The sequence below is a fragment of the Allobosea sp. Root483D1 genome, from assembly GCF_001429505.1.
Taxonomy (GTDB): Bacteria; Pseudomonadota; Alphaproteobacteria; order Rhizobiales; family Beijerinckiaceae; genus Allobosea.
The window spans coordinates 337,848-360,268 of sequence record NZ_LMJW01000020.1; the positions used below are offsets into that span (position 1 = coordinate 337,848).

Annotated in this window: 22 protein-coding genes and 1 tRNA gene; 11 read left to right on the top strand and 12 right to left on the bottom strand. The window is 66.9% G+C overall.

All coding sequences use genetic code 11. The features are described from left to right. Positions 1 to 28: 28 nt before the first annotated feature. From ASE66_RS20185 to ASE66_RS20230, 10 genes are read right to left on the bottom strand one after another with little or no spacing between them, the layout of a single operon-like run. The gene (locus tag ASE66_RS20185; RefSeq protein ID WP_057191497.1) at positions 29 to 574 is read right to left on the bottom strand and encodes a TIGR02444 family protein; all 546 of its coding nucleotides are present in this window, start codon (positions 572 to 574) and stop codon (positions 29 to 31) included. A gap of 1 nt (position 575) precedes the next feature. Next, a complete protein-coding gene (locus tag ASE66_RS20190) occupies positions 576 to 1,991 on the bottom strand; it encodes an NAD(P)/FAD-dependent oxidoreductase (protein ID WP_057191498.1) in 1,416 nt (471 codons plus the stop codon). Further along, positions 1,988 to 2,284, bottom strand: a complete 297-nt coding sequence (locus ASE66_RS20195) for a (2Fe-2S)-binding protein (RefSeq protein ID WP_057191499.1) — start codon at positions 2,282 to 2,284, stop codon at positions 1,988 to 1,990. The genes ASE66_RS20190 and ASE66_RS20195 overlap by 4 nt, the downstream gene beginning before the upstream one ends. Further along, positions 2,268 to 3,380, bottom strand: coding sequence for an NAD(P)/FAD-dependent oxidoreductase (locus ASE66_RS20200; RefSeq protein ID WP_057191500.1), 1,113 nt, complete (start codon positions 3,378 to 3,380; stop codon positions 2,268 to 2,270). The genes ASE66_RS20195 and ASE66_RS20200 overlap by 17 nt, the downstream gene beginning before the upstream one ends. Further along, positions 3,377 to 4,126, bottom strand: coding sequence for an aspartate/glutamate racemase family protein (locus ASE66_RS20205; protein WP_057191501.1), 750 nt, complete (start codon positions 4,124 to 4,126; stop codon positions 3,377 to 3,379). Before ASE66_RS20205 ends, ASE66_RS20200 begins: the two co-directional genes overlap by 4 nt. A 16-nt stretch (positions 4,127 to 4,142) precedes the next feature. Next, entirely contained in the window at positions 4,143 to 4,754 is a 612-nt protein-coding gene (locus ASE66_RS20210) for a UbiX family flavin prenyltransferase (protein WP_057191502.1), read from the bottom strand. Between the two features lie 12 nt (positions 4,755 to 4,766). Continuing rightward, positions 4,767 to 6,089: a UbiD family decarboxylase gene (locus ASE66_RS20215; RefSeq protein WP_057191503.1), complete on the bottom strand. Its 1,323-nt coding sequence runs from the start codon at positions 6,087 to 6,089 to the stop codon at positions 4,767 to 4,769. A gap of 37 nt (positions 6,090 to 6,126) precedes the next feature. Further along, positions 6,127 to 6,894 (bottom strand): ABC transporter permease, encoded by a 768-nt coding sequence (locus ASE66_RS20220; protein ID WP_057191504.1) that lies wholly within the window; start codon positions 6,892 to 6,894, stop codon positions 6,127 to 6,129. Between the two features lie 2 nt (positions 6,895 to 6,896). Further along, on the bottom strand, positions 6,897 to 7,655 hold the full coding sequence (locus ASE66_RS20225; RefSeq protein ID WP_057191505.1) for an ABC transporter ATP-binding protein: 759 nt from the start codon (positions 7,653 to 7,655) through the stop codon (positions 6,897 to 6,899). Between the two features lie 50 nt (positions 7,656 to 7,705). Then, complete coding sequence (locus ASE66_RS20230; protein WP_057191506.1) at positions 7,706 to 8,707, bottom strand: ABC transporter substrate-binding protein; 1,002 nt, start codon at positions 8,705 to 8,707, stop codon at positions 7,706 to 7,708. A gap of 250 nt (positions 8,708 to 8,957) precedes the next feature. Between ASE66_RS20230 and ASE66_RS20235 the strand changes: the two genes are divergently transcribed. Next, positions 8,958 to 9,740, top strand: coding sequence for an IclR family transcriptional regulator (locus ASE66_RS20235; protein WP_162262513.1), 783 nt, complete (start codon positions 8,958 to 8,960; stop codon positions 9,738 to 9,740). Between the two features lie 27 nt (positions 9,741 to 9,767). On the opposite strand, the gene hutC is transcribed toward ASE66_RS20235, so the two are convergent. Continuing rightward, a complete protein-coding gene (gene hutC / locus ASE66_RS20240) occupies positions 9,768 to 10,550 on the bottom strand; it encodes a histidine utilization repressor (protein WP_057191508.1) in 783 nt (260 codons plus the stop codon). Positions 10,551 to 10,785: 235 nt separating this feature from the next. Here hutC and ASE66_RS20245 point away from each other — a divergent pair, with 235 nt between their 5' ends. The 6 genes from ASE66_RS20245 to ASE66_RS20270 all read left to right on the top strand — a co-directional run bounded on the left by ASE66_RS20245 (position 10,786) and on the right by ASE66_RS20270 (position 18,044). Continuing rightward, the gene (locus ASE66_RS20245; RefSeq protein WP_057191509.1) at positions 10,786 to 12,282 is read left to right on the top strand and encodes an aldehyde dehydrogenase; all 1,497 of its coding nucleotides are present in this window, start codon (positions 10,786 to 10,788) and stop codon (positions 12,280 to 12,282) included. Positions 12,283 to 12,333: 51 nt separating this feature from the next. Next, the gene (locus tag ASE66_RS20250; RefSeq protein WP_244494997.1) at positions 12,334 to 14,025 is read left to right on the top strand and encodes a thiamine pyrophosphate-binding protein; all 1,692 of its coding nucleotides are present in this window, start codon (positions 12,334 to 12,336) and stop codon (positions 14,023 to 14,025) included. 122 nt (positions 14,026 to 14,147) lie between these two features. Beyond that, entirely contained in the window at positions 14,148 to 15,173 is a 1,026-nt protein-coding gene (locus tag ASE66_RS20255) for an extracellular solute-binding protein (RefSeq protein WP_057191510.1), read from the top strand. A gap of 122 nt (positions 15,174 to 15,295) precedes the next feature. After that, positions 15,296 to 16,393, top strand: coding sequence for an ABC transporter ATP-binding protein (locus tag ASE66_RS20260; protein ID WP_057191511.1), 1,098 nt, complete (start codon positions 15,296 to 15,298; stop codon positions 16,391 to 16,393). Positions 16,394 to 16,401: 8 nt separating this feature from the next. Next, positions 16,402 to 17,256 (top strand): ABC transporter permease, encoded by an 855-nt coding sequence (locus tag ASE66_RS20265; RefSeq protein ID WP_057191512.1) that lies wholly within the window; start codon positions 16,402 to 16,404, stop codon positions 17,254 to 17,256. Continuing rightward, a complete protein-coding gene (locus ASE66_RS20270; protein ID WP_057191513.1) occupies positions 17,253 to 18,044 on the top strand; it encodes an ABC transporter permease in 792 nt (263 codons plus the stop codon). Before ASE66_RS20265 ends, ASE66_RS20270 begins: the two co-directional genes overlap by 4 nt. A gap of 266 nt (positions 18,045 to 18,310) precedes the next feature. Here the strand turns inward: ASE66_RS20270 and ASE66_RS20275 are convergent. Then, positions 18,311 to 18,385, bottom strand: a tRNA-Gly gene (locus ASE66_RS20275). Between the two features lie 350 nt (positions 18,386 to 18,735). Between ASE66_RS20275 and ASE66_RS20280 the strand changes: the two genes are divergently transcribed. The 4 genes from ASE66_RS20280 (at position 18,736) to ASE66_RS20295 (ending at position 22,328) form a co-directional block, all read left to right on the top strand. Then, positions 18,736 to 19,263, top strand: coding sequence for a prolyl-tRNA synthetase associated domain-containing protein (locus tag ASE66_RS20280; protein ID WP_057191925.1), 528 nt, complete (start codon positions 18,736 to 18,738; stop codon positions 19,261 to 19,263). Between the two features lie 79 nt (positions 19,264 to 19,342). Then, positions 19,343 to 20,242, top strand: a complete 900-nt coding sequence (trxA, locus tag ASE66_RS20285) for a thioredoxin (protein ID WP_057191514.1) — start codon at positions 19,343 to 19,345, stop codon at positions 20,240 to 20,242. Between the two features lie 20 nt (positions 20,243 to 20,262). After that, positions 20,263 to 20,934: an LON peptidase substrate-binding domain-containing protein gene (locus ASE66_RS20290; RefSeq protein WP_057191515.1), complete on the top strand. Its 672-nt coding sequence runs from the start codon at positions 20,263 to 20,265 to the stop codon at positions 20,932 to 20,934. Beyond that, the gene (locus ASE66_RS20295; RefSeq protein ID WP_057191516.1) at positions 20,931 to 22,328 is read left to right on the top strand and encodes an MFS transporter; all 1,398 of its coding nucleotides are present in this window, start codon (positions 20,931 to 20,933) and stop codon (positions 22,326 to 22,328) included. The genes ASE66_RS20290 and ASE66_RS20295 overlap by 4 nt, the downstream gene beginning before the upstream one ends. Positions 22,329 to 22,421 lie beyond the last annotated feature (93 nt).

Sequence of the window (22,421 nt, forward strand, 5' to 3'; positions counted from 1 at the left end):
ATCGGTTCGTGTTCGCGTGCCGGGACGATCACAGGTCGTCGCGGTTTCCTGTATTGCCGCGGCGAATGACGGTTTCCATTGCGGTTTCCAATGTCGAGAGCGCGATGCCGAGTGCCCGCTCGTTCCTCGGCTGCCCGGCGGCGTCATCCTTCAGGAGCAGGCCGAGCACCTCCCGCGCCGGAAGCCCTGGCTTCGGCTCGCGCCGATCCAGCCATTGCTCGACCATTGCGAGCTGGATCTGCTCGGCGAGCAGCTCGGCAGCCTTGACCTTCTCCCGCAACAGGTGCCGCTCTTCGGGAAAGCCATCCCGCGGTGGCTTGAGGAAGCGGCGAATCTCGCGCAGCGGCAGAACCGTCGCGACCCGCCATTCGGCCGTTAGCCGGCCGAGGTCCGCGACATCATCCGACGACAGCGGCTGCTGCAAAATCAGGTCGGCATAGATTGCGGCCAGCAGCTGGATCACATCGAGCTGGGCTTCGTCCTGCAAGGTCAGGCAGGCTTCGGCGACGCTGGGCAGCGCGTAGAATGTCAGCGCGAAACGCCAGAGGGGGCCATCGAGATCGAGCCTGTTCATCTCAGTCTCCGCGATGCGAGGCGCTTGGTTGCGAGGCTCTTGCCAATTCTCCGACGGTGACGGGCTTGATCGGGTCGCGGATGCGATAGTAGCCCGTTTCGGCCTCGCTCCGGTCCGTCTCCCGCGCGATCAGGCCGGTCACGCTCGGTCCGCAGAGCCGGCCCTGGCACGGGCCCATGCCGACGCGCAGGAAAGCCTTCGCCTGGCTGGGGCCGAGCGCCCCGCGCGCGACCGCCCGGCGCAATGAGCCGGCGCCGACCGCCTCGCAGCGGCAGATCGTGACGTGATCCGGCGGGGCGATGAGGCCGGGGCCCGGCCGGTACAGACGGTCGAGAAACGGCCGTGCCGTAAGATGGGCGTCGCGCGCCTGTCGGACACGGCGCAGCCGGGCGTCGCGTGCGGCCGGGGTGATGCGGCCCAACTCGGCCAGAATCGCGAGCGCGGCCGCCTCGCCTTCGTGGAGACTGGCCTGCGCACCGACGATGCCGCCGGCGTCGCCGGCGATGAAGACGCCGGGCAGCGTGCTGGCGCCCCATGGATCGCGCCGCGGCTGGAAGCAGGACTGGCCCTCGTTCCAGTCGAAGATGCAGCCAAGCGCGCGCGGGAGCTGCTGCTGGGGGATCACGCCCTCGTGCAGGCCGATAAGATCGCAACCCAGCCTGTGCGAGGCTCGGCCGGTACGGAACCGAATCGCGGTGGCGCGCTCCTCGCCCTCGATCGCGATCTCGCTGACGCCGCGCAGGAGTTTGACCCGCCCGAGCGACAGGGCCGCGAGCAGGCCGGCGCCCTTGGCGAGATAGCGCCAGCCCTGGCCGGTGAAAGCGCGCGGCAGATGCGGCAGTGCTGCAGGAATGTTCCCGGATTGGGCGGTGTCGAGCAAGGTCAGGTGCTCGACACCGGCATCGAGGCATTGCCGCGCGAAGAGATAGAAGAGCGGTCCGGTGCCGGCGAGGACGAGCCTCCCGCTCGGCACGAGGCCGCCCGTCTTAAGCAGGATCTGCAGGGCGCCGACCGTCATCACGCCCGGCAGGGTCCAGCCGGCCAGCGGCACGGGGCGCTCCATCGCGCCCGTCGCGATCACCAAGGCCCTGGCCCGGTCGAGCGTAGCCATACCGTTCGTGCGCGACCAGACCGCGGCCCCCGGTTCGACACGCCAGACGCTGCTGGAGAAACGCAGGCAAGCTCCAGAGGCGCGCAAGCGTTCGACCAGCGCCGCCCCGCGCCGATAATCGGGCCCGAGGATCGCCGAAAGCCGGGCATTGCTCCGGTTCCGCTCGATGGCGCGGTAGATCTGGCCGCCGGGCTCGGCCTGTTCGTCCAGCAGCAAGGCTCGCGCGCCGCCTTCGGCCAAGGTCGCCGCCGCAGCCATGCCGGCGGGGCCTGCGCCGATCACGATCGCATCCCAGCCCTGGCTCATGGCAATTGCCTCGCGCCGATCTGGCGGCGCACCACCATGCCGTCATGCGCCGGCGTCAGGCAGGCCTGCTGGTTCTGGCGGCCGTCGATCTCGACGAGGCATTCAAAGCAGACGCCCATCATGCAGTAGGGCGCGCGCGGCGAGGCGTCGACCGGGCTCTGGCGAAGCGCCCCGATGCCGGCAGCCAGCAAGGCTGCAGCCAGGCTGTCGCCGGGATAAAAGACGATCTCGCGCCCTTCGAAGGTGAGTGCCGGGCCGCCCTCGGGAGCGCTCGGCTCAATCCGCCTGAACATCGAACCGTCCGCTTCCGAAACTGGCGACCGCCGCGGGGAGGGTGCCGGCGGCCACGGCCGGGCCGATGTCGAAGGCATGCACGCTGGCGAGCGTCACCCCGCTATGGCAGGTCGCGGCGAAGGCGCCGGGATAGCGGCTGGATTCCTCGTAGATCGGCAGACCGTCCGGCGTCATCACCCGCAGCGAGCCCCAGAAGCGCACTACCCCGGCCGAGTCGAGGCCGGGCAGGACGCGCAGCGCCGTGGCGCAGAGATCGGCGGCCGTCGCCACCTGCGTACCCTCGTCGAAGCCGACCTCCTCATGGCTGCTGCCGAACAGGAAGGAGCCCTCGGCTGTCTGGCGCAGGCAGTTGGCGGCGTAGGGGAAGCAGGGGCGGACGCGCTCCGTCACCACGATCTGGCCGCGCTCGGGCTCCACCGGCATCGACAGGCCGAGCTGCGGCGCAAGCCGGGCGGAGCCGAGCCCCGCGGCGAGGACGATGCGGCGGCCACGGACCGGTCCGGCCGGCGTCGCGACGGCAAAGCCACTGGCTTCGGGGCGGATGTCGGTGACGGTGGTGCCCGGCCGATAGCTGCCGCCGCCATCCTGCAAGGCCCGTTGCAGAGCGCGCAGCAGATAAAGCGGGCTGACATGCGAATCCTCCGGCGAGAAGGAGGCTCCCGCGACATCGGGGCCGATCCCGGGCACGAGGTCGCGCAGCGCCGTGCGGTCGAGGAACTGCATCGAGATCTCGCCGCCATCTGCATGGGTGCGGGCGAGGATGTCGCGGCGCTTTTCGAGCTCGGCTTCGGAAAAGCAGAAGTGCAGCCCGCCCGCCGGCCGCCAGCCGATATCGAGGCCGGTGGCGGCACCGAGCTCCTCGGCCAGGTTCTTCCAGAGGCGGCCGGCTCGCAACGACCAATGCATGTAGGCCGGCTTGCCGACGCCTTTGCCCTGCAGCCAGATCAAGCCGAAATTGCCGCGCGAAGCCCGGTGCGCGACATCGCCTTCGTCGAGCAGCGCGACGCTCGCGCCAGCCCGGCTCGCGCCCCAGGCGATCGCGGCGCCGATCAGCCCGCCGCCGACCACGACGAGGTCGTAACCGCTGCCGGTCATCTGTGGAGTCTCGGGCCGTCGCCGTAAGCCCGCGGCCGGATCGCTGAATGGAGCCAGTCTACCAAAGTGACGATATCGAAGACCGGCAGACCGAATGCGCGCTGGATCGCCGCCGAATGCGGCGGCAGGTTGGCGCATTCGCTGACGATGGCGCCGATCGCGGGAGTCGCCGCGAGCATGCGCTCGACGACCGCGAGCACCTCGTGCTCCTGGGCGGCATGATCGGCGAGCGGCCGGTTCTCGCGCATATGCGAGCGGATGACGCCGTCCTCCGGCAATTCGCCGAGCGGCAGGCCGGTGGGGGCGCCGACATTGCGGAAATGCCGGTCCTGCAGCGCCTTGCGGTCCGAGACGATCACCCCGACGGTCCGGTCCTCGGGCAGCAGGCTGAGCGCGAGGGGAATCTGCATCAGGCTGGAGGTCGCGATCGGAACCGGGGAGTAGCGGCGCAGCTCCGGGTGGACCGCCGCGAGGAAGCCGCAACTCGTGGTGATGCCGGCGGCGCCGATCGCCACCAGATCGTCGATCGCCTCGCGGAACGGCCCGAGCGCCTGCTCTGGATCGCCCTCGATCACGTCCTTCGGCCTGACGCCGCGCACGACGCGGAACTGCACCGGGAAATCCCAGGTCTCGGCGTTGGCGACGTCGCCGGGCAAACGGTCGAAGCCGGTGTCGAGCACGATGACGCCGATCATCGCGCCGTGCACCGGGCGGCGTCTGGGTTGGCTATGCGGTGACGGCATCATGATCAGGCTCGTGCGATCAGCGAGGTTCGGGAGCCGCCTTGCGGGCCGCCGGCATGCCGGCCCAGCGCCGGACCGCGCCGCAATCGACCCCGAACAGGTCGAGCGCGCGGCCGACGCTGTGGTCGACCATGTCGGCGATCGTCTCCGGCAAAGCGTAGAAGGCCGGCACGGGCGGCATGATGATCGCGCCCATCTCGGCGAGGCTGGTCATCGTCCGCAGATGGCCGAGATGCAGCGGCGTCTCCCGCACCATCAACACCAGCTTGCGGCGCTCCTTGAGCACGACGTCGGCCGCCCGGCTGATCAGGGTCGAGGTCACGCCGGTCGCGATCTCCGACATGGTGCGCACCGAGCAGGGGGCGATCAGCATGCCGAGCGTGCGGAACGAGCCGCTGGAGATCGTCGCGCCGATATCCTGGATGTTGTGCACGACGCTCGCCTTCTCGGCGAGCGCCGCCGGGCTCATGCCGAGCTCCTGCGACAGAGTCAGATGCGCCGAGCGGGTGACGACGAGATGAGTCTCGACGCCGACCGCCGCCAGCAATTCGAGCGCCCGCACGCCGTAGACGGCGCCGGAGGCGCCGCTGATGCCGATGATGATGCGTGCGGGCGTGTCGTGATCGGTCATGGGAACCTGCCGTCAGGCGTTGTCGAACCAGTCGGAGAGGTCGATCTGGTCGGCGAGGCGGATCTTCTTGCGCTCGAATTCCGGCTTGCGGTGGAACGGCTTGGTCGCGTCGATCAGCAGGCGGCCCCAATGGTCCTTCTGCTCGTCGCGATAGAAGGACGGCGTCTCCGGAATGATCAGCATGTCCTTGTCGGGCCGACAGCGCGTCAGCGTCGCCCACATCACGTCGTCCATGTCGTAGATGTTCACGTCTTCATCGACGACGGTGATGATCTTGGCCCAGATCGGCTCGGCTCCGATCGTGGCGAGCATCACCTGGCGCGCATGGCCCTCGAACTGCGTGTCCATCTTGACGATGGCGTGGTTGACGAAGGGCTGGCAGGTGACGTCGAGGATGCCGGGCAGGGCGGCGCTGAGGCGCTGGTAGATATTGGCCGAGACTGAGAGCTCCAGCGTCAGCACCTCTTCGGCCGAGCCGCACAGGATCGAATGGAAGACGGCGTCCTTGCGGACGGTGACGCCCAGCACCTCGAACACCGCGTTCGGGCCTTCGGGGACGTAGTAGCCCATGAACTCGCCGAACGGCCCCTCGGGCCGACGCTCGTTCGGCAGGAAGCGGCCCTCGATGACGATCTCGGTGTCGGCGGGCACTTCGAGGTCGATGTGCTTGCATTTGCGCATCGCGATCGGGCTGCCCTTGAGGCGGGCGGCGACCTCGAGCTCGTCGACATCGTAGGGCAGGGGGGCGGCCGCGGTCAGGAACGAGGTCGAGGGCGCGCCGATCAGCATCGCCGCCTCGAGCGGCTTGCCCATCTTCTCGGCCTTCTCGTGATAGATCGTCAGATGGTGGCGCGGCGCCAGCCGGCAGCGCAGCTCCTGGTCGCTGACGAACATCGAGCGGTGATAGGACAGGTTGCCGACGCCGGTCTCCGGATCCTTGGCGATGAACATCGCCGAGGTGAAATAGGGGGCGGCGTCGCGGTCGGAATAGGTGATCAGCGGCAGCTCGGAGAGCTTGCACTCGATCAGGTCGTCATCCTCGGACTGCACGAACGGCGTGCCACCGGCGCCGCTGCCGAGGTTGGCGAGGTTGCTCCATTGCCGGCAGAAATCGGCGGCGTCGATGCCGATGATCTCGGCCAGCCGCTCGCGCGAGCCGTAGACATTGGTGACGACCGGGAAGCGGGTGCCCTTGACCTTGTTGAACAGGATCGGCTTGCCCCAGCGCTTTTGCGCCAGATGGGTCACGGCGGCGAGTTCGTGGAAGGGATCGACCTCCCTGTCGACGAACAGCAGATCGCCTCTCTCCTTCAGGCGCGCGATATAGTTTCTCATCGGATTGTCCTTGCGGATGTGATGTCGGGCGGGCGCGTCAGCGCCGGCGTTGCGATGGGCGCCAGGTCAGGGCCATGCGCTCGAACAGCGAGACGGCCCCGATGCCGAGCGTGGTGAAGGCGGTGATCGAGACCAGCGCCGCGAAGACGAGCGGGGTATCCATGTTGAACTGGCCGAACAGGATGAGATGGCCGATGCCGTCATTGCCGCCGATGAACTCGCCGACGATCGAGCCGACCAGCGCCAGCGGGAAGGCGACCTTGAGCGCGTCGGTGATGTAGGGGACGGCGTTCATCAGGCGCACCTTGGTGAAGATGCGCCAGCGCGTGCCGCCGGCCAGCGTCGACAGGTCGATGACATCGGCCTCGATCTCGCCGAGGCCGGTCAGCGAATTCACGAAGATCGGGAACAGCGCCAGCAGGAAGGCGAGGATGATCTTGGATTCGACGCCGAGGCCGAACCAGATCACGAACAGCGGTGCCACCGCGATCTTCGGGATCGAGTTGAAGGCGGCGAGCAGCGGCATGACGATCGAGCGCAGCATCGGCACATAGATGACGACCAGCGCCAGCAGGACGCCGAAGACGAGCGCCAAGACGAGGCCGACCAACGTGGTCATCCCGGTCATCGCCAGCCCGTGCAGCTGGATCGAGGCGGTCTCGGCGAAGCGGGCGGCGATCGCCGAGGGCAGCGGCAGGACGTAGCCAGGGATGCCCATCAGCGGCGCGCCGATCTCCCAGGCCAGCAGCAGGACGGCCAGGAAGAGGAGCGGGCGCAGGCGCGCGACGAGGGAGGTCTCGGCCATCGTCAGTACTCCGTCTCGCCGGCCTCGATGCCCTCGCGCACCCGCGCGGCGAAGGCGACGAATCTGGGATCGCGCAAGGTTGCGCTCGTGCGGGAACGCGGCAGATCGATCTCCACGATGTCGTGAATCCGTCCCGGCCGCGGCGACATCACCACGACGATGTCGGAGAGCAGGACGGCTTCGGTGATGCTGTGGGTGACGAAGAGCACGGTGTTGCGGCTCTCCTCCCAGAGCGTCTGGAGGGCAAAACCCATGCGCTCGCGGGTGATAACGTCGAGCGCGCCGAAGGGTTCGTCCATCAGGATCAGCGAGGGCTTGAGCAGCATCGCGCGGCAGATCGCTGCGCGCTGCTGCATGCCGCCCGACAATTCGAACGGGCGGCTCTCCTCGAAGCCGGAGAGGCCGGCGAGCGCCATCAGCTCGCGGGCGCGTCCCTCATAGTCGGAACGGCGCAGCCCGCCCATCTCGGCGACGAACAGGATGTTGTCGAGCGTCGTGCGCCAGGGCAGTAGGACCGGCGACTGGAACACCATGCCGACATCGCGGATCGGGCCGGTGACCTCCTGCCCGCGCAGCTTGATGCGGCCACCGCTGGCGCGCACCAGCCCGGCGGCGATGCGCAGCAAGGTGGACTTGCCGCAGCCGCTGGGGCCGACGATCGAGACGAAGCTGTTCTCGGGGACCGAGAAGGAGGCCTGGTCGATCGCCAGGGTCGAGCCGAACGTCTTCGACAGGTTCTCGACGATGAGGGAGGTAGACATGCAGGATTCCGGACTGGGGTCGTCAGGCTGAGAAGGGCGGCCGGAGCGGCCTATTTGCCCTTGATCGCGAACAGGTCGTCGGGCTTCAGCGTCGCGTCGAGCTTCAGCGCCTTCTTGACCAGGTCGATCGTGCGCTGGATGCGCTTGTCATCAGCGGTCCCGTAGCCGTGCTCGGCTGTGTAGGGCGTCTGTATCGACTTGATCGCCCCGGTCCACTGCGTCAGCACGGTCTCGCGGTTCATGGCCGGATTGGCCTTGACCATGATCTCGGCGGTCTCTTCCGGGTTCTTGATCGCGTATTCGACCGCCTTGCGCGTCGCAGCGGCGAAGCGTCTGGCTTCGTCGAGGTTCTTCTCGAGGGTCGGCGTGCCGGCGACGAGGACATAGCCGAACACGTCGTAACCCCAGTCGACGAAGCTGGAGAACTCGACCGTCTTGCCCTGCGCGGTCGCGACCTTGGTCAAGGCCGGCATGTCGCCGTCGGAGCTGGCGGTGAACAGGTCGGTCCGGTTGCTCAGCAGCAGCGAGAAATAGACGCCGGGGTCGGCGGCCTGCCAGTCCAGCTTGGAGGCGTCGAGCTTCTTCTCGTCGAAGATGATCGGCAGCACGACGCGGGCGCTGTCGGTCTGCGACGCCGCGATCCGCTTGCCGATGATCGAGTCCGGCGTCTTGAACGGGGTCAGCGAGGCGAGGCCGCTGGTCGTGACGTCGGTATAGACCATGAAGGCCTTGAGCTTCGCGCCCTTCGCGATCGCCTGAACGACAGGCCCGACTTCGGCCATGCCAAAATCGGCCTTGCCGCCGTCGACGGCGGCGATGACGAAGCCGCTGCCGGTTGCCGGGGCGATGTCGATGTCGAAGCCGGCTTCCTTGTAGAAGCCCTTGTCGCGGCCGACGAAGAACGGCGCATGACGGCCGTTGTAGACATAGTTGGTGAGGAAGGTGATCTTCTTCATCGTCGGCGCCGGTGTCTGCGCCTGTCCCTCGGTGGTCAGGCCACCGAGACCGAGCATGGCAGCAAGGGATGCTGTCAGAATTCCGAGCTTGTGCATCAAAACCTCCCCGTTTTCCCCGAAACGTTGCCGGGCCTCGCCCGTTCACCGCCCGGATTCGCGTTGCCGCGATCTCCCCTAGCCGGCGTGCCCACCAGCTCGTCCCAGAACTGCCCGGCCCGGCTCGAACTATCCGGGGCGCCGCGCTTCTCTTGGGAAAATCATGTTGCGCTATGCACAACAGTGTTGCACAATACGAGCTTGTCAGCCTTTGCCGGCCTCGTCAAGCGAGATGCAGGAGTGTGCCCTGGTGAAAAAACCCGATGTGCAGCCGGTCGAGGGGAGGGGCGGCACGGTCGGTGCCGTCGAGCACGCGATTGCAATCCTGCACTGCCTGTCGGGATCGCCGGAGCCGCTGGGGATCAACGAGATTGCGCGGCGAATCGGGCTGCACAAGAGCTCGATCTCGCGACTTGTCGCGACCTTGGTGGTGGCGCGGCTGGTCGAGCGCGATGCAGCCTCGGCACGGATCAAGCTCGGGCCGGGCCTGGTCCTGCTCGCTGCGCCCGTGCTGGCCGAGCTGCACATCAAGGATCTGGTCCGCCCGGCGCTCGAGGAACTGGCGGCGAGATCGGGTGAAACCGCGAGCTACAACATGTGGGACGGCAGCGATGCCGTGACGATCGAACAGGTCCCCGGTCCAGGCGCGGTCCGGATCTTCTCCGAGCCGGGCCGCCGCGATCCCGGGCATTGCACGGCCTGCGGCAAGATCCTGCTGGCCCATGAGTCGGCCGAGGCGATCGATGCCTATTGCGGGGCAGCGCTGGAGCGCTTCAACGAGCGGACGATCGTCGATCCCGCGGCGCTGCGGCAGGAGCTGACGACCTCCCACCAGCGCGGCTATGCACTCAATTTCGGCGAACTCGACAGCGAGATCAGCGCGATTTCCGCCGTCACTCACGATGCGCGTGGCAAGGTCGTCGGCAGCATCACGGTGACCGTGCCGAGCTACCGGTTCACGCCGGAGCGGCAGGAGGAGCTGATCGCCATGGTCGTCGATACCGCGCGCCGGGTTTCGCGGAGCCGGGACTAGGTCGCCGCCGTTCGGGATGACCTGACGCTAGCGAATCCGCCTCGGAAATTGCCCGGTGCCGCCCGGCGCCGAGAGTACCGGCTGGGCCGATGTCGCTTCATGCGCGCTGCGCAGGCGGTAGCGGTCCCCCGGATAGAGGAAGCGGCTGCGCGTCACCGGCACGTCACCGCGCCATGTCCGGCGGTCGAGCAGCAGGCAGGGCTGGTTGGCGTCGACCTGCAGCGCCTCGCGGCTTTCGTCATCGGGCCGGATGGCGCGGATCGTGTTGTCGACGAAGGTGACCTCGGTCATCCGCAGCAGATAGGCGTGGGGCGTGATCCGCGTGAAGTCCTGCTCGAGATAGGCGGGGGCCTCGGCCGCGTTGACGAAGCGGTCCTCGATCTGGACCGGCGTGCCGTCCTCCTTGTGGAGCAGGCGCGAATGAAAGACGGTGCTGCCCGCCGGGACCGGCAGCAGGCCGATGAAGGGGCTGTCCGGCGCAAGCGCGCAGAGCGACATCACCTCGCTGGTGTGGACGCCGCCGCTCGCCGAGATCTCTTCCGAGACGTCAGAGAGCTCGAAGATCGCACATTGCATCCGCGGGCCGACGACGAAGGTCCCGCGGCCCTGGACGCGTACCAGCATGCCCTCGGTCTGCAGTTCGCGAAGGGCGCGACGCACGGTCAGTGCCGAGGCGCCGAACTCGGCCGCCAGATCCTCCTCGCGCGGGACCTGGAAGTCCGCCGGCCATTCCGCGGCGCGAATCCGCCTTTCGATCGCGGTCTTGATCTGCCCGTAGAGCGGCTGGGTGACCTGGGTCAGTTCGGTCATGCATGGGTCCTCGGCGTGCGTCGATCTGATATCACAACGCGTTTCAAATGGTATCGGCCTCTGCCGCCTTTAAGAGCACATGGCGCGCATTTTCAACAGATAGGTGCTTGACACCGAAAGATCGATTGGATCAGTATCGCATATTGATATCATATCGACTTTGAAATGATATGATAAAAACAGCCTGGAAGCGCCTCGACCATGATGGCGTCCGGCTGTGACGGGAGAGATTCTGATGACGTCGCATTCACCCGCGCTGCGCACGCTGGACATGTACATCGATGGCCAATGGGTGAAGCCGGCGTCCGGGCAGTATTTCGAGACGGTCGACCCCTTCACCGCGCAGCCTTGGGCGATGGTGGCGCGCGGCGGCGCCCCGGATGCGGATCGCGCCGTGCGCGCGGCCCATCGCGCCTTCAAGGAGGGGCCGTGGGGCAAGATGCACCCCTCCGAGCGTGCCAAGCTCATCCATCGCCTGGGTACGCTGATCGAGGAGAATGCCGACGCGCTCGCCGAGATCGAGGTGCGCGACAACGGCCGGCTCCTGGCCGAGATGCAGCACCAGATCCGCTACATCCCGAAGTGGTATTACTACTATGCCGGCCTGGCCGATAAGATCGAAGGGGTCGTGCACCCCTGCGACAAGCCGGCGCTCAGCTATTCACGTCCCGAGCCGCTCGGCGTCTGCGTCGCGATCGTTCCCTGGAATGCGCCGCTCCTGCTGCTCTCGCTCAAGGCGGCCCCGGCGCTCGCCGCCGGCAACACGCTGGTGCTCAAGCCGGCCGAGCACACCTCGGCAACCGCGCTGAAGCTGATGGAGCTGGTCGAGGCTGCCGGCTTCCCACCCGGCGTCATCAATGTCGTCACCGGCTTCGGCAAGGAGGTCGGCGAGCCGCTCGTCACCCACCCCCTGACCCGTCATGTCGGCTTCACCGGCTCGACCGCGACCGGTGCGCATCTCTATTCGCTGGCGGCCAAGGACGTGAAGCGGGTCAGCCTCGAGCTGGGCGGGAAGTCGCCGAACATCGTCTTCGACGATGCCGATCTGGACAATGCCGTGCGCGGCGTTGTTGGCGGCATCTTCGGCGCGACGGGCCAGACCTGCATTGCCGGCTCGCGCCTGCTGGTCCAGCGCCGTGTCCACGATCAGTTCGTCGAGAAGCTCGCCGCCTTCACCAGGAAGGCCCGCGTCGGCGACCCGCGCGATATCCGCACCCAGGTCGGCCCGATCGCCAACAAGATGCAGTTCGAGAAGGTGCTGGGCTATGTCGACATCGCCCGCCAGGAGGGCGCCGAGCTGCTGATCGGCGGCAAGCGTCCGGACGGCGCCGAATGCGCGCAGGGCTTCTTCGTCGAGCCGACGATCTTCACCGGCGTCAACAACAAGATGCGGATCGCGCGCGAGGAGGTCTTCGGGCCGGTGCTCTCGACCCTGGTCTTCGACGATGCCGACGAAGCCGTCGCGATCGCCAACGACAGCGAGTTCGGCCTCGCGGCCGGCGTCTGGACCCGTGACATGAAGCTTGCGCTGCGCATGTCGGACCGGCTCGAGGCGGGAAGCGTCTGGATCAACACCTATCGCGACATTTCCTACACGACCCCCTTCGGCGGCTACAAGAAGAGCGGCATCGGCCGCGAGAACGGCGTCGAGGGTATCCGCGAATACCTGCAGACCAAGGCGGTCTGGCTGTCGACCGCGGACGAGATCGCCAATCCTTTCGTCATCGGCTGAGGGCGGCGCACAGCATGCCCCTTCGACAATGCCTCAAGTGGAACTGACGTCATGGTGATGAGAAAAGGCAGCGAGATTCTGGCCGACGAGCTCAAGCTCAACGGCGCCGAGATCATCTACCACGTTCCCGGCGAGAGCTTTCTCTGCGCGCTCGATGCGCTCGGCGTCCGCTATCCCGAGATCCGCGCGATCAGCTGCCGGCACGAGAACGGCGCGGCGCAGATGGCCGAGGCCTATGGCAAGCTGACCGGCCGTCCCGGCATCGCCTTCGTCACCCGCAGTCCGGGTGCGACGAATGCCGTCAATGCCGTCCATACCGCCTTCCAGGATTCATCGCCGATGATCCTGATCGTCGGCCAGGTGAAGCGCGCCTTGATGGAGCGCGAAGCCTTCATGGCCTATGACTTCCGCACCATGTTCGCGCCGATGACGAAATGGGTCGCCCAGATCGACGATCCCAGGCGCATCCCCGAATTCGTGCAGCGCGCCTACCACACCGCGATGACCGGCCGGATGGGGCCGGTCGTGCTGGTGGTGCCGGAAGACGTCTTCGAGGAGGAGTGCGAGGTCGCGCCGGGCAAGCCGAGCGTGCCGGCCTCGGCCGGCGAGCCTTCGCGCGAGGCGGTCGAGCAGATCTTCGCCATGCTGTCGGCCTCGGAGCGCCCGCTGCTGATCGTCGGTGGCTCCGGCTGGACGGAAAGTGCGCGCGACGACATCCAGGCCTTCGCGAGCGCCAACAACGTTCCGGTCGTCACCACCTTCCGGCGGCGCGACATCATCGACCATCGGCTGCCCTGCTATGTCGGCGAGATCGGCATCGGCTCGAACCCGGCCCTGCTGGCGCATGTCAAGGACACCGACTTCGTCATCATGTGCAACGACGCACTCAGCGACGTGAACACGATCGGTGCCGGCTACATGGAAGGGTTCACGCTCTTCGACATCCCGGTTCCCAAGCAGAAATTCGTCCACGTCACCCGCAGTTTCGACGAGCTCAACAGGGTGTTCCAGGTCGACCTCGCCCTGCTCGCGGACAACGACGCCTTCGCCCGCCAGCTCGCCGGGCATGCGCCGGTGGAGCATGCGGCGCGCGGCGACTGGACGGCGGCCCTGCGTGAGACCTTCGAGATCGAGACCACGCCCAGGCCCTGCCCGGGAGAGATCGACCTGCCGCAGCTGATGAAATGGCTGCGCCAGCGCCTGCCCGAGGATGCCATCGTCACCAACGGCGTCGGCGCCTACGCGACCTGGAGCCAGCGCTATTTCGCGCATTACCGGCTGCACACGCAGCTCGGGCCGATCAGCGGCTCGATGGGCTACAGCCTGCCGGCGGCGATCTCGGCCAAGCTGCTCCATCCCGACCGGGTGGTCGTCGATTTCGTCGGCGACGGTTGCTACCAGATGAGCTCGGAGGAACTGGCGACCGCCGTGCAATACGGGGCGGCGGTGATCGTCGTGCTGTTCAACAACAACATGTACGGCACCATCCGCATCCACGAGGAAAATCGCCTCGAGGGGCGCGTCAACGGCACCCAGCTCGTCAATCCCGACTTCCACGCGCTGGCGCTGGCCTATGGCGCCCATGCCGAGCGCGTCACCCGGACCGAGGAGTTCGCGCCGGCCTTCGAGCGCTGCCTGGCGGCCGGCAAGCCGGCGGTGATCGAGATGTGCGTCGACCAGGAAGCGATCCACTCGCGCTATTCGCTGACCGATCTCAGGAACCGTCGCAAGGCGAAGCGCTGACTGCCCCTGCCGCCTCGGGCGGCAGCTCTTCCGGTGCCGCCAGGCGGCATCGGCCATTCGAGCCCTCCGACAGAAGAGGGGCGCTGCGGATCTGACTGCAACCAACAATCGGGGATTCCAAGATGAACAGGACAATTTCAGCTTTGCTGCTCGCCGGGACGCTCGGTGCGTTGGCCTCTCCCGCGCTGGCCCAGGAGTGCAAGCTCAGGGTCACCACCTGGGGCGGCAGCTATCAGAAGACTTATGAATCGGTCGCTGCGGGGTTCGAGAAGGCCCACAACTGCAAGATCGAGTGGGTCGTCGGCGCGAGCCCCGACCATCTCGTCAAGGCACGGCTGGGCCAGGTCGACGTCGCCACCAACACGCTGCTGAACTCGATCGCGGGCGAGAAGGAAGGCCTGTGGATGGCCCTGGACAAGGCCAAGATCCCGAACATGGCTAACCTGTACCCGAACGCGGTCCACTCGCCCTACACGGTCTTCGTCAATGTCGGCGACTACGTGCTCGCCTACAACTCGGACAAGGTGAAGGCGGCGCCGACGAGCTGGGACGAGCTCTGGAAGCCGGACTACAAGAACCATGTGGTCATCTACGGCTTCGAGCATATCCCGACGCTCAGCCTGACCGTGCTGCAGGCGGAGCGGAACGGCGGTGGCATCGACAACATCCAGCCGGGCCTCGACAAGATGGCGGCGCTGATCAAGAGCGGCAACCTGATCGGCTCGCTCGACGTCGAAAGCCAGATGGTCTCGCTGTTCCAGACGCAGGATGCCTGGCTCGGCATGCTGGCGACCGGGCGGATGAAGGAGCTGCTCGAGAAGGGGGCGAAGAACGTCAAGTTCGCCCGCCCGGCCGAGGGCACCTTCCCGCTGATCAGCACGATCAACATCACCAAGGCGGCCAAGGATCCGGCCAAGGCGCAGGCCTTCGTCGATTATGTGCTGAGCCCCGAGGTCCAGATCGCCTTCGCGACGCGCAATCTCTACGCCCCGACCGTGCAGAACGCGCCGATCCCCGCCGACTTCCAGTTCCGCGATCTTTTGGTCCAGAACGAGCAGTTCAAGCGGCTGTTCCTGCCCGATCAGGAGAAGATCACGGCCAACAAGGCCAAGTGGCAGAACCAGCTCAACCAGATGACGAGCAAGTGAGCGATCTCGCAAGCGCCTGCCGGACGAGCGGGCAGGCGCCACACTCTTCGCAAGGCGTCGCCCGCTCGTCGGGCGCGCCGGTCAAAGCCTCGCCTTCGCCTCGATCCTGCAAAGCACACGATATGAACGCATCACAGGACAAAGCCATCCAGGTCGCCTCCATCTGCAGGCGCTATGGCGACGTCATGGCGGTCGACGACGTCTCCTTCGACGTCGGCCATGGCGAGTTCGTGTCCCTGCTCGGCCCCAGCGGCTGCGGCAAGACCACGACCCTGCGGATGATCGCCGGCTTCATCATGGCGAGCGACGGCACGATCCGGGTCAACGGCCGGGACGTCACCCATCTTCCGCCGGAGAAACGCGAGGTCGGCTTCGTCTTCCAGAACTATGCGCTCTGGCCGCATATGACGGTGGCGGAGAACGTCGCCTTCGGCCTGAAGCTGCGCAAGCGCGACAAGGCCTTCATCAGCCGCAAGATCGAGGAATCGCTCGGGGTTACCGGCCTGTCCGGCTATGAGGACCGGCTGCCGCGCCAATTGTCCGGCGGCCAGCAACAGCGCGTCGCCCTGGCCCGCGCGCTCGCGCTCGAGCCGCAGCTCCTCTTGATGGACGAGCCCCTCAGCAATCTCGACCGCGCTTTGCGGGTCGCGATGCGGCGCGAGCTGAAGCAGCTGCAATCGCGCCTGAAGATGACGACGCTCTACGTCACGCATGATCAGGAAGAGGCGCTGTCGATGTCCGACAGGGTGGTGATCATGAACCGCGGCAAGATCGCGCGCGTCGCCCGCCCGTCGGAGGTCTATGACGATCCGCAGTCGGAGTTCGTCGCCGATTTCGTCGGCACCACGAACTTCTTCGACGGGACCGTCACCGCGGCGTCCGGTGGGGTCCTGACCGTGCGTACCCGCGGGAACCTCGACCTGCAATTGACGGTGCCGACTTCCGCCGATGTCGGCGAGCCGGTGCGCGTGCTCCTGCGCCCGGAGCGCATCCGCATCTACCCGCCCGGCCAGGACGGGCCCAACGTCTTTCCCGGCAGGATCAGCTTCGTCGAATATTACGGCCCGACGATCCGCTACACCGTCCAGCTCGACGGCGGCGAGAGCGTCTATGTCGAGACGCATAATGCGAGCGGCGCCGCCACGATTGGAGACGCGGTCCGCATCGGCATCGAGCCCGGCGATTTCAGGCTGATCCGCAGCGAGGGAGGCAGGCCGTGAGGAGGAGGATGGCCGCTCCGCTCCTGCTCGCCCCGGCACTCGTGGCGCTCCTGATCTTCGTGGTCATGCCGCTGCTCTGGGTGGCGCGCACCAGTTTCAACCAGGGGGTCGACGGCGCCTACATGGTGTCGGCCATGACGATGGACAATTATGTCCGCTTCCTCGGCAGCTCCTGGTACCTGATCAACACGCTCTGGTTCTCGATCCGCATCGCCATCGTCGCGACAGTGATCTCGGTGCTGCTCGGCTATCCTGTCGCGCTCTTCATCGCCCAGACCCGCGGGCTGCAGAAGAGCATCCTGATGACGATGGTGCTGGCGCCGCTGCTGATCGGCCTCGTCACCCTGGTCTATGGCTGGATCGTGATCTTCCGCGGTGGCGGCCTGTTGAACTCGCTGATGATCGCGATCGGCGTCTATGACGAGCCGGTCCGCTATATGTGGGACCTCAAGGGCGTGGTCATCCTGCTGGTCTATATCGGCATGCCCTACATCGTTCTCTCGCTGCTGGACTCGATCGAGCGCATCAACCCGTCCTTTGTCGAGGCGGCCCGCAATGTCGGCGCCAATCGCTGGCGCGCCTTCTGGAGCATCACCTTCCCGCTGACGCTGCCCGGTCTCTATGCCGGGCTGGTGATCGTCTTCACCTTGAACTTCTCGGCTTTCGCCGTGCCGCTGATGGTCGGCGCCAACGACACGCAGATGATCGGCCTCGTCATCTACCGCGAGGCGCTCCTGAACAACGACCTTCCCTTCGCGTCGAGCCTGTCGGTGATCATGATCCTGGCCAATGCGACGATCCTGACCGGCATGGCCTTCCTGTTCGGCAAGCTGATCCTCAACCGGCTGGAGGCGAAGCGATGATGCGGCTCGACCTGGGCGCGCTGGCGCTGCGGCTCGTCACCTATCTGGCGATGGGCTTCCTGTTCTTCCCGATCCTGATCACGATCATGGTCTCGGTGAACCCGCAGGAGTTCATCCTGCCGCCCTCCGGCTTCACGCTGGAATGGTTCCGCCAGGCCTGGACCTCCGACACCTTCGTGCGGGCGATGGGAGTGAGCCTGTGGCTGGGCGTGGCGGCGACCCTGATCGCCAATGCGCTGGCCTTCATGGTCGTGCTGGCAATGGTCCGCTACGACTTCCGCGGCAAGGCGCTGATCAACCTCTTGATCATGTCGCCGCTCTTGATCCCGACGACGATCTTCAGCCTCGCGCTCTATGTCTTCTTCGCGCGGCTCGGCTTCGGCTCCGGCATTCCGGCGTTGGTCATCGGGCACTCGATCCACGTCCTGCCCTTCGCCGTCCGTATCCTGACGGCGAGCATGCAGAACTTCGACCTGTCGCTCGAGGAAGCCGCGCGCAATGTCGGGGCGGGACCGGTCCGGACCATGTTCTCGATCACCCTGCCGGTGATCAGGACCGGCCTCATCTCCAGCCTGGTGCTCTGCTTCGTGCTGTCCTGGAACGATTTCCCGATTTCGGTCTTCCTGGCGCCTGCGGGCTGGACGCCGCTGCCGGTCGAGCTCTTCTCCTATATCAAGTTCCAATACGACGCCGTCGGGGCGGCGCTGGCCAGCTCCCTGATCCTGATCTCGATCGTCGTGATGGTCGTCATCGATCGGCTCGCCGGCCTGCGCCGCGTGTTGCGTTGAGCTGCTACGCCCCGGCTCGCGGAATTCCGTGAGCCGGACCTCTACGAAGCGCAAGAACAGATCCCTGCGCGCGTTCGCGGCGTCACCGCCGCGCGGCCAGCGGAAGCGCGGCTGAAGGCCTGTGCGGCTTCGGAGCGAACTCGTAACCCGCAGGTAACCACGGGCTTTCCGAGCCTTCGGAAACAGACCCGAATCCTCCAAACCCAAAAAGCAAAAAAGCGCCGGGAAACCCGACGCTTACGTGCCTCTCAAACCTTGAGATTGTCTGGAGCGGGCGAAGGGATTCGAACCCTCGACCCCAACCTTGGCAAGGTTGTGCTCTACCCCTGAGCTACACCCGCATCCGAGACAGTCGCGCCGTGTTGGCGGCGCGGCCGGGTTATTGCCCCAAAGCGGCGGGAAGCGCAAGCGCCTTGTTGCAATTTTCTGATCGTCGCGTGACAGCCCGGCAAGACAGCTGGGAAAATGGCGCTGTTTCAGGGGACGTTCCAGCTGAGCCACCAGCCATGCCGCGCTGGCGGACGATGCTACAGGCGAGAAGCCCCGCTTGCGGAGCCGGCTCGGGGCGGCCCGCAGGGTATGCATCGCGTGCGGAGCGCGCAGCGGGCGCGCATCTTTCATGCCCCGCTTCGCTTGCCTGCGCCGGCCTGCGGCCTTAGGCATCGGCACGTCCTTTCCTTATTGGCCGCCCATGCCCACGCCGCTCTCTCCCGACGATCTCATCGCCAGGCTCGACGACCTTCGTATCGCGACGACGCGCATCGACCATGTCGCGGTCTTCACCGTCGCCGAATCGAAGGAACTGCGCGGCAAGGTCGCCGGCCACCACACCAAGAACCTGTTCCTGAAGGACAAGAAGGGGCGGCTCTTCCTGGTCTCGGCGCTGGAAAGCACGCGGATCGACCTGAAGCGGCTGCACGCGACGCTTGGCGCCAGCGGACGATTCTCCTTCGGTTCGGCCGATCTGCTGATGGAGAAGCTCGGCGTCACGCCGGGCTCGGTCACGGCCTTCGCCGTTGCCAACGACCGGGCGGGCGACGTCACCATGGTGCTCGATGCCGCCCTGATGGATGGCGAGCGCATGAACTTCCATCCTCTGGTCAACACGGCGACGCTTGGCATTGCGCGCGACGACATGCTCGCCTTCCTGCGCGCCACGGGGCACGAGCCGATGATCGTTGAACTTCCGGTGCCGCCGGACGATGGACAGAACGGCTGAAGCCACCCATCTATGGGTTGGCCCGCCGCGGCGGGCCTCCGGTTTCAGGACAGACAGATTGCTAAGCGAAGGACGAGCCATGCTGGTCAATGGCGATGCGGCCCCGGACAAGGGGTTGATCAAGGACACGACGACGCAGGGCTTCCGTCAGGATGTCGTGGCGGAATCGATGAACCAGCCGGTGCTGGTCGATTTCTGGGCGCCGTGGTGCGGGCCCTGCAAGCAGCTGACCCCGGTGATCGAGAAGGTGGTCAACGAGGCCGGCGGCAAGGTCAAGCTGGTCAAGATGAACATCGACGAGCATCCGGCGATCCCCGGCCAGCTCGGCATCCAGTCGATCCCCGCGGTGATCGCCTTCCAGCGCGGCCAGCCGGTCGACGGCTTCATGGGCGCGCAGCCGGAGAGCCAGGTGAAGGCCTTCATCGAGAAGCTCGTGGGGCCGATGGGCCCCGGGCCGGTCGAGGAGGTGCTGGCGGCTGCTGCGGAGGCTCTGGAGGCAGGCGATGCCGCCGGCGCGAGCGAGCTCTATGCCGAGGTTCTCGCGGCCGAGCCGGAGAACGCCCTGGCGATCGCCGGGCTGGCGCGCCTGCATCTCGACGCCGGCGACATCGAGGGCGCCAAGGGCTTTCTGGCCATGGTGCCGGAGGCCAAGATACAGGATCCGGCGGTGGTGGCTGTCAGGGCCGCGGTCGAACTCGCCGAGCAGGCGGCTTCGCTCGGTGATACCGCGGAGCTCGAGGCGAAGCTCGCAGCCAATCCGAAAGACCATCAGGCGCGGTTCGACCTCGCGCTGGCGCTGAACGCCCGCGACAGGCGCGAGGAGGCGGTCGATCATCTGGTTGCGATCATCAAGGCCGACCGCAAATGGAACGACGACGGCGCCCGCAAGCAGCTGCTGCAGTTCTTCGAGGCCTGGGGGCCGATGGACGAGCACAGCGTCGCCGGGCGGCGCAAGCTGTCGGTCCTGCTGTTTTCGTGAGGAGAGAGGAGCGCACGCCGATGGGCATGAACGCGGTCTATTCCGGGCCGGATGACTGCCCGGCGGTGATCCCGCTCTTCCCGCTGGCCGGCGCGCTGCTGCTGCCGCGCGGGCAGATGCCGCTCAACATCTTCGAGCCGCGCTATCTTGCCATGATCGATGATGCGCTGCGCACGCACCGCGTCATCGGCATGATCCAGCCCGAGCCGGAGAACGGGCGCCAGGCGCAGGTGCCGGGGCTGCTCCAGGTCGGCTGCATCGGCCGGCTCACCCAGTTCGCCGAGACGGGCGACGACCGCTACATCATCACGCTGACGGGCATCTCGCGCTTCCGGCTGGAGGAAGAGCTCTCCGTCACCACGCCCTACCGCCAGGGCCGCATCTCCTATGGCGATTTCGTCGTCGATTTCGAGGCGCGCGCCGGCGAGGGGGAGGTCGATCGCGCCGGCCTGCTCAAGGCGCTTCGCAGCTTCGCCAAGGCGAACGAGCTCAAGATCGACTGGAAGGGCGTCAACGAGGCGCCGAACGAGGCGCTGGTCAACGCGCTCTCGATGATGTGTCCCTTCGGCCCGCGCGAGAAGCAGGCGCTGCTGGAGGCTCCGAGCCTGAAGAGCCGGGCCGAGGTGCTGGTCGCGATCACCGAGATCGAGCTGGCGCGAGGCGGCTCTGACCCGGACACGACGCTGCAGTGAGCACTGCTTCCGCGCCTGCCTCCGGCGAACGGCCGGCGACCTATCCGCCGCGGCGCTCGGTCGTCGCCTGGATCTTCTTCGACTGGTCGGCGCAGCCCTTCTTCACCCTCGTCACCACCTTCGTCTTCGCGCCCTTCTTCGCATCGGCGCTAGCGAGCGATCCGGCTGAGGGCCAAGCGCTCTGGGGCTATGCGACGGGCCTCGCCGGGCTCACCATCGCTCTGCTCTCGCCTCTGCTTGGCGGCATCGCCGACAAGACCGGGCCGCGCAAGCCGTGGATCGCGGTATTCGGCGCGATGCTGGTCCTGGGCTCGGCGATGCTCTGGTACGCTAGGCCGGGATCGCCCTGGGCGGTGTCGATCGCGCTCTGCGGCTTCGTCATCGGCACGATCGGCGCCGAATTCGCGACGACCTTCAACAATGCGATGATGACGCGGCTGGTGCCGCCGGAGAAGCTCGGGCGGCTCTCGGGCACCGGCTGGGCGGTCGGCTATCTCGGCGGGCTGGTCTCGCTGGCGCTGACGCTCGGCCTTCTCGCCGCCGATCCGCAGACCGGCAAGACCCTGGCGGGATTGTCGCCGCTGTTCGGGCTCGACGCGGCCGCCCGTGAGGGCGACCGTTTCTCCGGGCCGCTCACCGCGCTCTGGTTCGTGATCTTCGTCACCCCGATGTTCCTGCTGACGCCGGATTCGCCGCGCACCGGCATTCCGCTCAAGGAGGCGGCTGCCGGCGGCTTCTCGCGTCTCAAGGCGACGATCGCAGAGCTGCCCTCGCTGCCGGGGCTCGGCCGCTTCCTCCTCGCCAACATGATCTATCAGGACGGGCTGGTCGCGCTGTTCGCCTTCGGTGGCATCTATGGCGCGGGCGTGTTCGGCTGGCAGACGATCGAGCTCGGCGTGTTCGGCATCCTGCTCACAGTCACCGGCACGCTCGGCGCCTTCCTCGGTGGCAAGCTCGATGATGCCGTCGGGGGCAAACCCGTGATCCTCGGCGCCATCGCCTGCCTGCTCTTCGCCTGCATCGGCATCCTCTCGCTCGGGCCGGGACAGGTCGCCTTCGTGATCGAGGCGGCCCCGGCAACGCCCGGCGACGGGCTCTTCGCCTCGCTGCCGGAGAAGGTCTATCTTGGCCTGGGGCTGCTGATCGGCCTCGTTGCCGGGCCCCTGCAGGCCTCCTCGCGCAGCCTGCTCGCCCGGATCGCGCCGCCGGCAAGGATCGGCGAGTTCTTCGGCCTGTTCGCGCTGGCCGGCAAGGTGACGTCGTTCCTCGGGCCGACACTGGTCGCGCTGGCGACGACGATCTTCGCGAGCCAGCGTGCGGGCCTCGCCGTGCTGGTCGGGTTTTTCCTGACGGGGGCGTGGCTGATCGCAGGCGTGAAGGTAAAGCGGCCCTAGCGATCGCTCGATGCTGCTGCCGACTCCGGCTGGCAGCAGGCGGGCTATCGTGCCTTGCAGGCGAATTCAAAGCCTGACAAGGCGGGAGGATCG